This is a genomic window from Lachnospiraceae bacterium JLR.KK002 (assembly GCA_036941025.1).
In the GTDB taxonomy this organism is placed as follows: domain Bacteria; phylum Bacillota; class Clostridia; order Lachnospirales; family Lachnospiraceae; genus Petralouisia.
The window spans coordinates 2,950,122-2,965,969 of the sequence record JAYMNP010000001.1 but is presented as its reverse complement, the minus strand read 5'-3'; the positions used below and the strand labels follow the sequence as shown (position 1 = coordinate 2,965,969).

Annotated in this window: 15 protein-coding genes; 13 read left to right on the top strand and 2 right to left on the bottom strand. The window is 46.9% G+C overall.

All coding sequences use genetic code 11. The features are described from left to right. Nucleotides 1–33: 33 nt before the first annotated feature. The 5 genes from VSQ32_14415 to VSQ32_14395 all read left to right on the top strand — a co-directional run bounded on the left by VSQ32_14415 (nucleotide 34) and on the right by VSQ32_14395 (nucleotide 5,432). On the top strand, nucleotides 34–624 hold the full coding sequence (locus tag VSQ32_14415) for a TerD family protein (protein ID MEH2944021.1): 591 nt from the start codon (nucleotides 34–36) through the stop codon (nucleotides 622–624). A gap of 113 nt (nucleotides 625–737) precedes the next feature. Further along, on the top strand, nucleotides 738–869 hold the full coding sequence (locus VSQ32_14410; protein ID MEH2944020.1) for a hypothetical protein: 132 nt from the start codon (nucleotides 738–740) through the stop codon (nucleotides 867–869). After that, nucleotides 866–3,520, top strand: coding sequence for a calcium-translocating P-type ATPase, PMCA-type (locus VSQ32_14405; GenBank protein MEH2944019.1), 2,655 nt, complete (start codon nucleotides 866–868; stop codon nucleotides 3,518–3,520). Before VSQ32_14410 ends, VSQ32_14405 begins: the two co-directional genes overlap by 4 nt. Before the next feature lie 4 nt (nucleotides 3,521–3,524). Continuing rightward, nucleotides 3,525–4,319 carry an HAD hydrolase family protein gene (locus tag VSQ32_14400; protein MEH2944018.1) on the top strand — a complete coding sequence of 265 codons (795 nt, stop codon included), beginning with the start codon at nucleotides 3,525–3,527 and terminating at the stop codon, nucleotides 4,317–4,319. Nucleotides 4,320–4,640: 321 nt separating this feature from the next. Beyond that, nucleotides 4,641–5,432, top strand: coding sequence for a GNAT family N-acetyltransferase (locus VSQ32_14395; protein ID MEH2944017.1), 792 nt, complete (start codon nucleotides 4,641–4,643; stop codon nucleotides 5,430–5,432). A 73-nt stretch (nucleotides 5,433–5,505) separates the two neighbouring features. On the opposite strand, the gene VSQ32_14390 is transcribed toward VSQ32_14395, so the two are convergent. After that, complete coding sequence (locus tag VSQ32_14390) at nucleotides 5,506–6,876, bottom strand: NCS2 family permease (GenBank protein ID MEH2944016.1); 1,371 nt, start codon at nucleotides 6,874–6,876, stop codon at nucleotides 5,506–5,508. A 181-nt stretch (nucleotides 6,877–7,057) separates the two neighbouring features. Between VSQ32_14390 and VSQ32_14385 the strand changes: the two genes are divergently transcribed. From VSQ32_14385 to VSQ32_14360, 6 genes are all read left to right on the top strand, one after another. Next, complete coding sequence (locus tag VSQ32_14385; protein ID MEH2944015.1) at nucleotides 7,058–8,236, top strand: cation diffusion facilitator family transporter; 1,179 nt, start codon at nucleotides 7,058–7,060, stop codon at nucleotides 8,234–8,236. 213 nt (nucleotides 8,237–8,449) lie between these two features. Continuing rightward, nucleotides 8,450–8,704 carry an HPr family phosphocarrier protein gene (locus VSQ32_14380; GenBank protein ID MEH2944014.1) on the top strand — a complete coding sequence of 85 codons (255 nt, stop codon included), beginning with the start codon at nucleotides 8,450–8,452 and terminating at the stop codon, nucleotides 8,702–8,704. A 22-nt stretch (nucleotides 8,705–8,726) separates the two neighbouring features. Continuing rightward, a complete protein-coding gene (locus VSQ32_14375; GenBank protein MEH2944013.1) occupies nucleotides 8,727–9,161 on the top strand; it encodes a DUF6465 family protein in 435 nt (144 codons plus the stop codon). Nucleotides 9,162–9,354: 193 nt separating this feature from the next. Then, nucleotides 9,355–10,425 (top strand): response regulator, encoded by a 1,071-nt coding sequence (locus tag VSQ32_14370; GenBank protein MEH2944012.1) that lies wholly within the window; start codon nucleotides 9,355–9,357, stop codon nucleotides 10,423–10,425. Between the two features lie 25 nt (nucleotides 10,426–10,450). Further along, nucleotides 10,451–11,122, top strand: a complete 672-nt coding sequence (locus VSQ32_14365) for a response regulator transcription factor (protein MEH2944011.1) — start codon at nucleotides 10,451–10,453, stop codon at nucleotides 11,120–11,122. Between the two features lie 56 nt (nucleotides 11,123–11,178). Then, a complete protein-coding gene (locus VSQ32_14360; protein MEH2944010.1) occupies nucleotides 11,179–12,159 on the top strand; it encodes a sensor histidine kinase in 981 nt (326 codons plus the stop codon). Between the two features lie 11 nt (nucleotides 12,160–12,170). On the opposite strand, the gene VSQ32_14355 is transcribed toward VSQ32_14360, so the two are convergent. Further along, nucleotides 12,171–12,704, bottom strand: a complete 534-nt coding sequence (locus VSQ32_14355; GenBank protein MEH2944009.1) for a hypothetical protein — start codon at nucleotides 12,702–12,704, stop codon at nucleotides 12,171–12,173. 271 nt (nucleotides 12,705–12,975) lie between these two features. On the opposite strand from VSQ32_14355, the gene VSQ32_14350 reads away from it, so the two are divergent. Further along, nucleotides 12,976–13,743 carry an ABC transporter ATP-binding protein gene (locus VSQ32_14350; protein ID MEH2944008.1) on the top strand — a complete coding sequence of 256 codons (768 nt, stop codon included), beginning with the start codon at nucleotides 12,976–12,978 and terminating at the stop codon, nucleotides 13,741–13,743. Further along, nucleotides 13,736–15,760, top strand: coding sequence for an ABC transporter permease (locus VSQ32_14345; GenBank protein MEH2944007.1), 2,025 nt, complete (start codon nucleotides 13,736–13,738; stop codon nucleotides 15,758–15,760). Before VSQ32_14350 ends, VSQ32_14345 begins: the two co-directional genes overlap by 8 nt. Nucleotides 15,761–15,848 lie beyond the last annotated feature (88 nt).

Below are 15,848 nucleotides of genomic sequence, written 5' to 3'. Positions count from 1 at the left end.
CTGGCGACAGATCCGGGACAAGGAGGAAAACAGATGTCGATTAGTTTACAGAAAGGACAGAAAGTCAGCCTGTCGAAAGAGAATGCAGGACTTTCCAAAATACTGATAGGATTGGGCTGGGATGAGGTGCAGCGCAAAAAGAAGGGACTGTTTGCGCCCAAGCCGCAGGAAATAGACTGCGATGCCTCCGCACTGCTGTTAAGCAACGGAAAACTGGCGGGCAAAGAAGATGTGGTATTCTTCGGCAATCTTCAGCACAAATCCGGTGGGGTGCTCCATATGGGCGATAATCTCACCGGGGCCGGAGACGGGGACGACGAGCAGATTGTGGTGGATTTGTCCCGCGTGCCTCAGCAGTACGACAGAATTGTGATTGTGGTCAACATTTATCAGGCAGTACAGAGAAAACAGCATTTCGGCATGATTCAGAATGCGTTCTGCCGCCTGGTGGACGGAAGAAATAATAAGGAAATGTGCCGGTACAATCTGACTGAGGACTATTCCGGAATGACCGCCATGATTTTCGGGGAAGTTTACCGCCATAACGGCGAGTGGAAATTCAACGCCATCGGACAGGGAACCGGCGATACAGGAATCGGAGAACTGGCCAACCGGTATATGTAAACATGATATGAACCATGCAGTCATGGAGCCTGAGGTAAAAGGGGCCCATGACTGTTTCTTCTCTTGCAGGGGATACTATGTTACTGTGAAGTGTTAAATTATATGGACTTCCTATGAGAGAAAAACAAATATACGCAGCCTGCGGAGCTGAAATTTATTGTCATGCAATCCGCTTGCGCGCGGAGAATGTGCAAACGCATTCTTTTAATGAAAATATTAAAAAAGAAAATGGAGATACAGAATGAAGTTTAAAGGACTTACAGATAAGGAAGTGGAACTTTCCAGAGAGCAGCACGGTTCCAATGAGATTCCGGATTCCGAACCCACCACCTTCTGGGAGGAGTTTAAGGAAACCTTCGGAGACCCCATGATTAAGATACTGCTGGCCATTGCAGCACTTATGATTGTGATGTTTTTCTTTGGATATGCGGAAATTTATGAACCCCTGGGAACGATTGTGGCCGTATTGATTGTGGCTGTAGTGTCAGCCAAAACCGGAGTTGCCAGCGATACCAAATACCGGGAATTAAAAGACAGTACCAAAAAGGACAAGTGTAAAGTACACCGGAACGACATAATTACAGTGATTGACGTGGACGACGTGGTGGTTGGCGACAAGGTACTGCTTCAGTCCGGAGACAAGATTCCCGCAGACGGAATTCTCGTTTCAGGAGCCTTAAGCGTGGACAACTCCGCTCTGAACGGAGAGGCGGAAGAGTGTAAGAAAAAGGAAACTTCTGCAGACACTGCTCTGGCAGAAGATATCACAGGAGATACCTTTGTGGATTCTTATTCCCTGTTCCGGGGCGCTGTGGTGTTTGACGGAGAAGGCGTACTGGATGTGCGCAAAGTGGGCCTGAAAACCATGATGGGCAAGATGGCTGAGGAAATGCAGGAAAGCGAGCCGGATTCCCCGCTGAAGGTAAAGCTGGCCAAACTGGCGAAACAGATTTCCACCTTCGGCTATATCGGCGCCATTGTGATAGCAGTGCTGTATTTTATTTACTTTATCGTATCCGCAGGCGGCGTATCTGAATATTTCGCTTCCGGATTTGAAGTAATTATCAAAGATATTGTCAACGCGGTTTCCCTGGCGGTGGTAATCATTGTCTGTGCCGTACCGGAAGGCCTGCCCCTGATGATTTCTCTGGTGCTTATGCAGAATACCAGCAAAATGCTGGACCATAACGTACTGGTGAGAAAAGCGGAAGGTATTGAGACAGCCGGCTCCCTGAACATTCTGTTCAGCGACAAGACAGGAACCATTACCAAAGGTATGCTGGAAGTGGTGGATTTCTTTACCGCCGACGGAACGTCTATTCCCATTGCGGAGCTGGACAGCCATCAGAATGTGAAAGATTTGCTGAATCTTGCTATCGGAAAAAATACCCAGTCCATGTTTGACGGGGAACACCGGGTTATCGGAGGAAATGCCACCGACCAGGCTCTGATGAAATTTATCGGAGAAGAAACCTTCCGGACACTGGAGGCGGACAAAGAGCGTTCCGTATCCAAATCCCAGGGCTTCAATTCCACCAATAAATTCAGCCAGGCCAGAATTGACAGTGTGGGCAAAACCTTTTACAAAGGAGCTCCGGAACGTCTGCTGGCCTTCGCCGGAAAATATCTGGACGGAAACGGAACACTCCGGGATATGGACAAGGCTGTTCTGGATAAGAAGATTGACGAACTGGCTTCCAAAGCCATGCGTGTGCTGGCATTCGGTTATTCCGAACAGGAGCTGGTGGAAAATAAAATCAATGAAGATATTGTGATTATCGGACTGGTGGGCATCCGGGACGATGTGAGGCCGGAGGCAAGGGAGGCCATCGAGGAAGTGCAGAAAGCCGGAATTCAGGTGGTTATGATAACCGGAGACCGTCTGGAAACTGCTGTTGCCATTGCAAAAGACGCGGGACTGCTGCGCTCAGATTCGGACAGAGCCCTTTCTTCCGCCCAGTTAAATGAAATGTCCGATGAGGAAGTGAAGAAAATTATTCCTCATATCCGGGTCATTGCCAGAGCACTGCCTACGGATAAGTCCAGAATGGTACGCCTCTGCCAGGAAATGAATCTGGTGGTGGGTATGACCGGAGACGGCGTCAACGATTCTCCGGCCCTGAAGCGGGCCGACGTGGGATTTGCCATGGGAAGCGGAACGGAAGCAGCCAAGGAAGCCGGAAAAATTGTAATCCTGGATGATAACTTTAAATCCATCAAGGACGCTATCTGGTATGGCAGAACCATTTACCATAACATCCTGAAATTCTGTAAGTTCCAGCTTGTGATTAACGTGGCGGCCGTGGTAGTCAGCGCCATCGCGCCTTTCTTTGGGGTGGAGGAACCTCTGAAAGTAACTCACCTGCTGTTTGTAAATCTGGTCATGGACGGACTGGGAGCTATTATGCTTGGCAATGAGCCGGCCCTTAAGAAATATATGAGTGAGAAACCCAGAAGGAGAGACGAGAGCATTGTCAGCAAAAAGATGATGGCCCAGATTGTAACCATGGGGGCCTGGCTTGTGATTCTCAGCTTTCTGTATCTGAAGCTGCCTTTCTTCCAGAATCTGTTTGAAACGGAAGAACAGCATCTGACAGGTTATTTTGTGCTGTTTATTGTCAGCGCCCTGTTCAACGGATTTAACGTGAGAGATGAGAAATTTGCCATTTTCCGGGGGCTTAATGAAAATACCGGGTTCCTGAAGGTATTTTTTATCATTATTCTGGTACAGGCTGTCATTGTAAATGCGGCGCTGATACCTTTTGAAGCCTTTACCTGGATTGGAAACATGTTCAGCTGCGTGCCCTTTGGCATTACCGGATGGGTGGCTGTAATCCTTCTGGCAGTTACCATGATTCCTGTGGATCTGGTGCGGAAAGCCATTGTGGAAGGGTAATGAGATGAAAAACTCTCATACATGGCCGGGGAAGGCTGAAACAGTATTTTTTGCAGATTTGGATAACACGCTGATTTATTCTTATAAGCGCGAAATCAATGCTCCCGTAACATGGGTGGAACAGTATCAGGGCAGGGACATTTCCTTTATGACGGAAATGTCCTGGAGCCTGTTGCAGCAGGTGCGCAGACAGGCGCTGTTTGTGCCCGCCACCACCAGAACGGTAGAACAGTATCAGAGAATTACATTTGGAACGCCTCCGCCGGAATATGCACTGGTGTGCAACGGAGGCGTTCTTCTGGTACATGGAAAAAAGGACGAAGACTGGTATGAGGAATCCGGAGCCCTCACTGCAGACTGCCGGAAAGAACTAAAGCTGGCAGAACAGATTCTGGAGCAGGATACCCAGGTAACCTTTGAAATCCGGAATATAGAAGGGCTTTTTGTATTTACCAAAAGCGCCCGGCCGGAAGGAACCATGGCCGGTCTGAAGTCCCGCCTGGATGAAAGCCGGGTGGAAATCTGTTCCCATGGCGTAAAAATCTATGTGATTCCCAGGAGCCTCAGCAAAGGAGAAGCAGTAAAACGTTTCCGGAAGCGGATACAGCCCCGGCAGGCAATCGCAGCAGGAGACAGCAGATTTGACATTTCCATGCTGGAAGAAGCAGACATTGCTCTGGCGGAGAAAAGTCTGGCGGCTGAACAGATTCGTCAGGAGCATATTTTTTATCCGAAAAAGGACGGGTATTTTTCCGATTTTGTACTGGAATATGTGAAAAGTTTCACAGAGCATGGATAATTGATACAGGTAATTGCGAAATTTAATAACTATATTAATTTCATGTACAATTTGGAAAGTTTGAGTGCAGATATTTTCTCATACAAAAGGTGAGAAATGCATTTCAGCACCATGGAAGCGAGACTCAAAGAGGCATGGAAGCCTCTGCTGAACATGATTCTTTGTATTCAGAGGCTCGCTGGAATGCTCGGTGCGTCTGGCATTTCGACCTTTTGTATGATGAAAATATTTAAGAGCAATTGTGGTAATTGTACATGAAATTTTGATAATGGAACAGGTTAGCAATTGCCGGATAATTGATATATATGGAAGGGTATGCAAATGAGTATTTACAAAATAGAAAAAGACCATATGGAGCGCATCAGCCCCTTATTTGCAGGGTGGCAGGAATCTCTCATCTGGTCCTGCCTGCAGGGCTGCATGGGAGAGGCCTGGGCGGATTCCCCGGAACAGCCTGTTTCCGCCAGAATCCTGCTGGCGGATTTCTGCTTTTTTGCAGGCAGACCCAACCGGGAGCTGGTAACAGAGGAAGTGGGAAGTAAAAGCCGGGCATTTCTGATTATGGTGCCGCCGCTGGATGAAACGGGAGAAGGCTGGGCCAGGGAAATTGAGGCAGCTTACGAAGGCCGCTGCAAACAGGTGGAACGGTACGCCATCAAAAAGGAACCGGGAATCTTCGACAGGAAGAGGCTGGAAACAATCGTAAGCAGCCTGAAACCAGGCTATGAAGTGAAACTCATAGATGAGGAAATCTTTGAGCAGACCCGTAAGCTGCCCTGGGCTTTGGACTTTACTTCTCAGTATGCAGATTATGAGGAGTACCGCAGACGGGGGCTGGGCGCGGCAGTGGTGCGGCAGGGGAACCTGGTGGCGGGAGCCTCCTCCTATACGGTGTATCAGGGAGGTATTGAAGTGGAAATCGGAACGGAGCAGTCCCACCGAAGAAAAGGGCTGGCTTCCGTGTGCGGCGCGAAGCTGATTCTGGAATGTCTGGACCGGGGCTGGTATCCCAGCTGGGATGCTCAGAATCTCTGGTCTGTGGGGCTGGCAGAAAAGCTGGGGTATCATTTTGACCAGGCTTATCCGGCCTGGGAGATTTATGGTGCGGAATGAAAAAATGAAAAACCCCCGCGGACAGGCTGCGGGGGTTTGATTTCATATAAAGATTCAGGTGCTAAAAAGGTGCTTATAAGAAGATATACTTCAGAATAAACAGAACCGTCAGCACATACATCAGAATGCTGATTTTCTTTTCTTTGGCCTTTCCGGTCAGCAGGTTGATAACAGTCCAGGAAATCACACCGATGGAAATTCCCTCTGAAATGCTGTAAGCCAGCGGCATTGCAATAATGCACAGGAACGCCGGAATCGCTTCGGCTATATCTTCAAAGTCAATTTTCATGACAGAACCCATCATGTAGAATCCCACAATAATCAGAGCAGGCGCAATGGCAAAAGACGGAATGCTTAAGAACAAGGGGGAGAAAATAACGGATAACAGGAACAGTAATGCCGTGGTCAGTGAGGTCAGCCCGGTACGCCCGCCTGCTGTTACGCCGGAAGCACTTTCCACATAAGTGGTGGTTGTGGAGGTTCCGAACAGAGCGCCCACACAGGTAGCGATAGCGTCAGACAGAAGAGCCGGTTTAATCTGAGGAAGTTTTCCGTCTTCATCCAGCATGTCCGCTTTGGAAGAAACACCGATTAAGGCTCCAAGGGTATCAAACAAATCCACAAACAGGAAAGAAAACATGACGATGAGAAAGTTTCCGATTTCGAGGGTGCTGAAATCTATGGTAAATACAGCGCCGAAAGTTTCCTTAAAAGAAGAAAAGTCAAGACTTACGATACCGGAAGGGATGACAGAATACATGCCTGCGTCAGGAGAGGGCACATAAATACCTGCAAGTTCGCAGAGGATACCGAGCATCCAGGTAATCAGGATACCGAGGAGGATACCGCCTTTTATCTGTTTTACCAGCAAAACAGCGGTAATCAGTACGCCCACCAGAGCAAGGATTGCGCCTACGCCTACGGAGTGAAAAGTTTCTCCCTTAAAGGTCTGATAGGTCACCAGAGTAGCGTCGCTGTGTACAATCAGTTTGGCGTCCTGTAATCCGATAAAAGCGATAAACAGGCCGATACCCACGCCTACAGCGGATTTTAAGGTCATGGGAATAGCGTTGAAAATAGCTTCCCGTACGTTGGTGAGGGATAAAATAATAAAAAGGATACCTTCCACAAATACAGCGAACAGCGCTACCTGCCAGGTATATCCCATACTGACAACAACCGTATAGGCAAAATAGGCATTCAGTCCCATGCCGGGAGCCAGAGCAAAGGGGTAATTGGCAAGCAAAGCCATCAGCAGCGTACCTGCAAAGGACGCCAGAGCTGTTGCAATCAGTACCGCACTGGGATTCATGCCGGCAACAGACAAAATGTTGGGATTCACGGCCAGAATATATGCCATGGTCATGAAAGTGGTAAATCCTGCGATAATTTCAGTTTTTACCGTGGTGTTGTTTTGTTCCAGTTTGAAAAATTTTTCCAACATAGAATTTACTCTCCTTTTCCAAAAATATGAAAGTAATTATAACACGTATTTTACAAAAATACTATGAAAAAATACTTTTCCTTTTGATTTATTTATGATACAATAAGCAAAGTTTTCATATAATAACAGGAAACCATAAAGCAGGATGGCAGACAGATTGGAAAAATTGCAGGGGGCAGACATGGTTACGATACTGATAAATCTGTGCATAAAGAACAAAGATGACGTAAAAAATCCAAAGGTACGCCAGCAGTATGGAATGCTCTGCGGCATGGTGGGAATTTTCCTGAACCTTCTGCTGTTTCTGGGGAAATTTCTGGCAGGTACCCTCAGCCGCTCCATTGCCATTACTGCCGACGCATTTAACAACCTGTCTGACGCCGGTTCTTCCTGTGTGACGCTGGCAGGCTTTAAAATGGCAGGGGCAAAACCGGATGTGGGTCATCCTTTCGGACATGGCAGAATAGAATATATTGCGGGGCTTATTGTGTCCGGCGCCATTATCATTATGGCATTTGAACTGGTTCAGAATTCCATTTCCAGGATTATTCATCCCAAACCGGTGGAATTTCAGGTACTGACAGCAGTAATTTTATTTTTTTCCATTCTGGTAAAATTATATATGGCATATTATAATTACAGAATCGGCAGAAAACTGGATTCTGCGGCCATGCGGGCTACAGCCACGGACAGCCTGAGCGACACCTGTGCCACGACGGTGGTGCTGCTGTCAGCCATTGTGGGAGAAATATGGGATATTCAGATTGACGGATACTGCGGCGTGCTGGTGGGCATTTTTATTTTCTGTGCAGGAGTCAGCGCGGCCAGAGAAACACTGAATCCTCTGCTGGGGCAGGCGCCGGACGAAGCGCTGGTTAGCCAGATTGAGGAGACCGTATTGTCCCATCCGGAAATCTGCGGAATTCACGACCTGCTGGTGCACGATTACGGTCCCGGCCGGCTGATGATCTCCCTTCATGCGGAAGTTCCGGCCGAGGGAAATATTCTGGAACTTCATGACGTGGTGGACAACGCGGAGGGTGAGCTGCGCAGAAATCTGAACTGTGATGCAGTCATTCATATGGATCCGGTCGTTACGGAAGATGTGCATATTCTGGAACTGAAACATACGGTGGAAAAGCTGATTCATGATATGGATGATGTGATTACCATGCATGATTTCCGGGTGGTTACAGGGCCTACCCATACCAACCTGATTTTTGATGTTGTAGTTCCCTATGAATATAAAATCAGTGATGAAGATTTAACAGAACAGATACAGAAAAGAGCCCGCGCTCTGTTGGGAGAGAACCATTATGTGGTAATACAGGTAGATAAAGCATACTGCAAACAGGGATAAAGCTGGTACTTTAGGGAGATAATCAGAATTGTCAAGGAAAAAATTTCTGAAAAATTGTTCAGTTTTTCTCGGATAAAGTATATCAGTTCAGTGGAAATTACCAGTTTTGCAGAAAAGCACTTGAAAAAGAAAAGCCGATGGAGTATATTTATAAAGGTATATAGCACAGGGAAACGGCTGGTATGATAGTATTACATGGGAAAGAGAGATAAGATGAGCGAGAAGAAAATTATTGTATCTAATGTAGCTAAAGAGTACAGCAATCCAATTGCAGAGTTAGTGCAGGTGGCATGCCAGTTTGACAGCGAGATCAGGCTGGAGAACAACGAAGCGCGAATCAATGCAAAAAGTATTATGGGAATCATGGCATTTAATCCGTCAAAAGGAATGACTGTTAATATAGTGGCTGATGGAAGCGATGAAGAGGAAGCTCTGTTGGCAATGGAAAAATTTTTAGTCTGTCAGTAAGAAAATCAGGGAGGAAACCAGGATGGCAATCGAAAAGAAAGAGGCAAAAGTAACTCCGGTAAAGACAACAGCAAAACCGGCAGCGGAAGTAAAAGAAAGTGCTGTTGATGCAGAAGTGAAAGAGGCAAAAAAGACGACAGAAAAAGCAGAAGAGACTCAGAAGACCGCAGAAACCAAAAAAGAGACAGTAAAAAAAGAAGCTCCCGCTAAAAAAACTGTGAAAAAAGCTCCCGCTAAGAAAAGCGAAGCCAAAGCAGAAAAAGTAGAAGAAATTTATCTCCAGTTCCATGGCCAGGAAATTTTTACAAAAGAGATTCTGGAAAGAGCAAAACAGGCTTACGTGTCAGAAGGACACAGAGAATCGTCCATCAAATCTATTCGCTTATATATCAAACCGGAAGAAAATATGGCTTATTATGTAATCAATGAGAAAATTGCAGGCGGTGTAACACTGTAAGTTTTCAGAAAAATTTTATAACAATTTCATTATGTCATGACAGGACATAATGGCCGAAAATCAGAATCCACCTGTTATTTAAGCGCAGGTGGGTTTTTTATCTTACAGGAAACCCCGTGTTACTGTGAAGTGCTAAAGTGTATGAATTTCCTGTAAGATAAAAAGCATTATATACCTTAAAAGGGAGAAGGATATGCAAAGGATAATCGTAGTAGATGATGTGGAAATAAACCGTGAATTGCTGCGCAACATATTAGAGCCGGATTATCTGGTGGAGATGGCGGAGGATGGAGGCCAGGCCCTTTGCAAGCTGCAGAAATACCAGAAAGAGACCGCAGTGGTTCTTCTGGATTTGCAGATGCCGGGGGTGGATGGCTTTGAGGTTCTGGAAGAAATGAGACAGCAGGGATGGATGGGGAAAATCCCGGTGCTGATTATAAGCGGAGAACACAGAGTAGAAGTGGAAAACAGATGTTTTGAGCTGGGGGTGTCAGATTTCATACGCAAGCCTTTTGAGAGTTCTATCGTTTGCAAAAGAATTCAGAACGCCATAGAGCTGTTTGACTGTAAAAATCAACTGGAGCAGAAGGTGGAGGAACAGGCGGAAGCCCTGAGAAAGCAGTCCCGGATTATAGAAGTACAGGAAGAAGAACTGAGAGGTTCCGGCTCTTTTAACCGGCTGATGATGGAATACCGGGCGGCTATTATGGAAGTGGAAACGAAATTGAAAGTGCTGAATGAGGATTTTTCCCAGGCCTATAACAGGAACCCTTTCGAGTCCATTAAGACCAGGCTCAAGTCCCCCAAAAGCATTTATGAGAAACTGGAGCGGAAAAAATTTCCGGTGACGGTGGAAAGTATCCGGGAAAATCTGACGGATGTGGCGGGAGTCCGGGTAATCTGTTCTTTCCCGGATGATATTTACCGTCTGTCAGAGCTGCTGATAAAGCAGGACGATATTTCGCTGGTAAGAGAGAAAGACTATATTAAAAATCCCAAACCCAACGGATATCGAAGCCTGCACCACATTTTGAATGTGCCGATTTTTCTGTCAGAGAAAAAAGTATACATGAAAGTGGAAGTGCAGTTCCGTACAATCGCCATGGATTTCTGGGCCAGCCTGGAGCACAAACTGAAATACAAGAAAGATGTGGACGACACGGATGAGATTGTAAGCCAGTTAAAGAAATGCGCCGATTCCATTGAGCGGCTGGATTACCGGATGCAGGAAATACGCAACAAAATTGACAGTTCCAGAGGATAAAGAAGGCGGGAGGAGAGATGGTATCATGTACAAACTGCTGATTGTGGAAGACGACGAGGTCATTGCCAAAACCATTCAGAAACATATGGAGGGATGGGGCTATGAGGCGGTCTGCGTGGAAGATTTTAAAGATGTGCTGCAGACTTTTGCGGAGCAGAGCCCGCAGCTTGTACTGATGGATATTTCCCTGCCCTTTTACAACGGGTATCACTGGTGTGATGAAATACGGAAGATTTCCAGAGTACCGGTCATATTCATTTCCTCGGCCTCGGACAATATGAACATTGTGATGGCAGTAAATATGGGCGGAGACGATTTTGTAGCCAAACCTTTTGATTTGGACGTGCTGCAGGCAAAGGTGCAGGCCATGCTGCGTCGGACTTATGATTTTGCCGGAGAAAGTCATCTGCTGGAGCACAGGGGTATGATTTTTGACGGCAGCAAAGGGACAGTGCTCTACGAAGGCCTTCAGGTGGAGCTTACCAAAAATGAAATTGGAATTCTGAAGACGCTGCTGGAGCAGAAGGGAAAAATAGTTACAAGAGAAAAACTGATGGAACGTTTGTGGGAGTCTGATAATTTTATTGACGATAATACCCTCACGGTAAATGTGGCCCGGCTGCGGAAAAAGCTGGAGGAGGTCGGTATTGTGGATATGATACGGACCAGGAAGGGAATCGGCTACACGCTGGACTGAAGGGTATTGTTCAGCAGGAAAACAGACTGCAGGAAAGGAAAATAAGGAAAATAACAATGCACGGAATGAAAGGATATATCCGCCGCCACCGACTGGGGATTCTGCTTTATCTGGTGTTTGCTCTGGTGTTTGCCGCAGTGGTATATCTGTACCGGCTGCCCATGGAGCCGGCAGTCTATGCCATCAGTCTGTGTCTGGCTGTGGGCGTTCTGGTTCTGGCTGTGGACTGCAGGCGCTACTGCCGGAAAAAAACGGAACTGGAATGGCAGATGGAAGCGGTGAAAAACGGTACGGAAAAACTGCCCTGCCCGGCAGATGATATTGAGAAGCTCTATCAGGAACTGCTGGAAAATGTTCAGCTTGCACGGATATGTCAGATAGAGGAACTTAAAAAGGAAAAAGGGGAGATTACAGATTATTTTACCCTGTGGAGCCATCAGATTAAAACCCCCATTGCTGCCATGGGACTTCTGCTGCAACAGGAGATTCCCGACCAGGAGCAGTATTACCGGCAGAAACGGGAAATTGAATCAGAGCTGTTTAAGATTGAGCAGTATGTGGAAATGGTGCTGCAGTATCTGCGGTTAAACAGCAGTATTAATGATTTTGTGTTGAAGGAGTATGATCTGGATGATATCATCCGGCAGGCTGTGCGTAAATACGCCCCCATGTTTATCCGGAAAAAGCTCGCCCTCCGCTATGAACCTCTTCAGGTAAAAGTGGTAACGGATGAAAAATGGCTGGTGTTTGTGCTGGAACAGATGCTGAGCAATGCCATTAAATATACTGCTGCCGGAGATATTTTTATTTATCTGGAGAACGGCTGCCTGACTGTAAAAGATACGGGGATTGGAATCCTGCCGGAGGATTTGCCCCGGATTTTTGATAAGGGATACACCGGTTATAACGGCAGAAGCGATAAAAAGGCTTCCGGTATCGGCCTGTATCTGGTGCAGAAGATACTGCATAAACTGGGCCATAAGATTCTGGTGGAATCTGAACCGGGAGCGGGGACAACAGTAAAACTGCTGTTCTGATTCCGGATTTGTCACCGTTCTTTTATGTTATCGGCGATGGTTCCCGGAAATACCGCTTCATATATTTCACGGTATTCCCCAAAGGTAATTCTGTCTCCGCTGGTCAGGAGCAGCATTTTTATGCCGAACAGCTCCAGAGAGCAGGGCATGATTACCATGTTGTTTCTTATATAAAATGCTTTTCTCCGCATACGTTCTTCTCTGTTATCAGATTCTTCTTCCGGATCTTCAATTTCCAGAATCAGTTTTCTGTCCGGATACCGTTTTTTCAGCAAACGAAGGGCTTTCGAGCCCGCATTCTGTCCCCGCATACCGGGAACGATGGCAAAATAGTCCAGCAGCACCATGTCTTTGTGCAGGACGGTAACAGCCAGACCCAGGAATCTGTCGTCTTCTCCCTCCACTGCCAGCAGTTCCACCAGGCCTTCCCGGCTTTTTGCCAGAAGAAGGGGAAAGGGCTTGCGCTCAGGAGCCGGAAAGGCTTCCAGATAAAGGCGTTTCAGATGGTCAAGCTGTGATTCGGATGTGCAGATGGTCAGTTTCATAATGGCTCATTCCTTTCTCTCAGGGGCTGTGTTGTCACCGGGGTGTTCAGGGCATATCATAACACGGGAGCCGGGAGCGGTCAACTGTTTCCGAAAAGGCGATAAGGGATCTTCCCACTGCGTGGGCCCCTCCTTACCGCAAATCTTACCGCAAATCTTACAAAACTGTAAGGAATCCCCCGGAAATGTAAGCCAAAGTTAAGGCAGACAGAAGTCTGTTCCTGTATACTGTCCTTAGAACAGCAAACAGATTATAAGTAAGGAGGACATAATGGCAATACTGGAAGTAAGTAATGTGAAAAAAATATACACCACCAGATTTGGCGGTAATCAGGTGCAGGCATTGAGTGATGTAAGTTTTTCCGTGGAAAAAGGAGAATATGTGGCGATTATGGGAGAATCAGGTTCCGGCAAGACTACCCTGTTAAATATTCTGGCGGCGCTGGATAAGGCGACCTCCGGTCTGGTGTTGCTGAACGGCAAGAATCTTTCCGCCATCCGGGACGCGGAAGTGTCTGCTTTCCGAAGAGAGAACCTGGGGTTTGTATTTCAGGATTTCAATCTGCTGGATAATTTCAATCTGCAGGACAATATTTTTCTGCCTCTGGTTCTTGCGGGGAAAAATTATAACGAAATGCGGGTGCGCCTGATGCCCATTGCGGAAAAATTGAAAATCAATGAGATTTTAAATAAATTTCCCTATGAAGTTTCCGGCGGGCAGAAACAGCGTGCGGCAGTGGCGCGGGCGCTGATTACCAACCCTCAGCTGATTCTGGCGGATGAGCCTACCGGGGCGCTGGATTCCAGAGCGGCTGACAGCCTGCTGGCTCAGTTTCAGGAAATCAATGAAGCAGGGCAGACCATTCTGATGGTGACCCATTCCATCAAAGCAGCAAGCTGTGCCAGACGGGTGCTGTTTATTAAGGACGGTCAGGTGTTCCATCAGCTTTACAAGGGTTCCGGTACCGATGAGGAAATGTATCAGAAGATTTCCGATACTCTTACAGTAATTACGACAGGTGGTGGGAAAAATGAGTAAGTTTTTCTATGGCAGGCTGGCATTCAGTAATTTAAAGAAAAACGGAAGGCTTTATATGCCTTATATTGTTGCGGCTGTCGGCATCGGCGCCATGTATTATATTATGCTGGCAATTACCGGAGACGACGGTATTGACGAGATGATGATGGGCGCCCAGGAACTGAAAATGATACTGGGACTGGGCTGTGTGGTGATTACCATGTTTGCAGTGGTACTGTTGTTTTATACCAACAGTTTTCTTATGAAGCGCAGGAAAAAGGAATTTGGCCTCTTTCACATTCTGGGTATGGAAAAGCGGCATATCGGCAGAATGATGTTCTGGGAAACCTGCATGGTAGCCTTCATCAGTGTGGGAGGCGGTCTGGCAGCAGGAATTTTGCTGTATAAGCTGGTGATGCTGGTGCTCCTTCGGATTACCGGACTGGAAATACCCTTCGGATTTGAGGTTTCCATTTCTGCAGTGATTGGGATGGCAGGCTGTTTTCTGGGTATTTTTGCAGTGACATTGCTGTATAATCTGTTTCAGGTGAGCAGAACCAGACCCATTGAGCTGCTTCACAGCACAAGTCAGGGGGAAGCGGAACCGAAAACACGCTGGTTGATGACCCTGGTTGGACTGGTGGCATTGGGAATTGGATACGGAATTGCCATTGTGGTGGAAAACCCGGTGGATACGCTGGCGTTGTTTTTCCTTGCAGTGATTCTGGTGATTCTGGGAACTTACTGTCTATTTACAGCGGGCAGTGTGGCGGTATTAAAGCTGATGCGCCGGAAAAAAAGCTATTATTACCGGACCAGCCACTTTATTTCCGTATCCGGTATGATTTACCGGATGAAACAGAATGCGGTGGGGCTTGCCAATATCTGTATTCTGAGTACCATGGTGCTGGTCATGATTGCGGGAACACTGTCTCTGTATGCAGGGATAGAGGATGTGGTTCAGCATATGTGTCCCAGAGATATTTCTGTCACTGTATATGGCTGTACGGATGAGGAACAGAAACATACGGTCAGCGGAATGCTGGACCAGGCGGTACAGGAGATGGGCCTTGACATAAAAGAGGAAAAATACTATACGGCCCTGTCTGTGACCATCTGGAAAAATGGGGAGGAAATGAATATCAGGAACAGCGCCCAAAATGCAACGGTTGAAGGTACCCTGAGTGTGGTGGAATTTATAACCCTGGAGGAATATCAGCGTCTGACCGGAAAACAGGAGGAACTGGAAGAAGATGAGATTCTGGTGTTTGTCAGACAGGGAGGAACCGGTGACAGGAATTATAATTTTAACGGCAAAAATTTCCGGATTAAAACGTATCTGGATGAAATAAATCTGGAGGGGCTGGATAATAATGTGATTTACGACACTTATATGGTGATTGTAAAGGACCAGAACGTTATGAATGAAATGTTTGCCCTCCAGCAGGAAGTATACGGAGACCGGGCAAGCACGCCCAATTATTATCTGTATGCGGATCTTGCAGGCACAGAGCAGCAGATTCGGGAATGTGCCGTCAATATCAAAGGGCAGGCAGAGCTGTATAATCAGAGTCAGGGAGAACAGGATGCTCTTGCGGTAAGAGTAGAAAATCAGGTGGATTCCAGACAGAATTTTCTGGTACTCAGCGGCGGATTCCTGTTTCTGGGACTGTTTCTGGGATTTGTATTCCTGATGGCAACAGTGCTGATTATTTATTACAAGCAGATTTCCGAGGGATATGAGGACAAAGACCGATTTGAAATTATGCAGAAGGTGGGTATGAGCCCCAAAGAGGCCAAATCCGCTATCCGCAGCCAGATTCTGAAAGTATTTTTCCTGCCGCTGGTGATGGCGTGTATTCATCTTGCAGTGGCGTTTCCCATGATAAACCGTCTGCTTCTGCTGTTCAGTATGCAGAATGCGGGACTGTTTGCAGTCTGTACCCTGATTGTGACAGGAGTATTCGCGCTGATTTACGGGATTGTGTATACCATGACAGCCAGGTCCTATTACCAGATTGTGTGGGGCAAAAGGTAAGTAACCTTCCTCCTGTCAGTAAGAGCTCTTATCAGAAGAACAGGAACTGATGCGGACATAAAAAGGAGCTGCGCACTAATTACTTAGT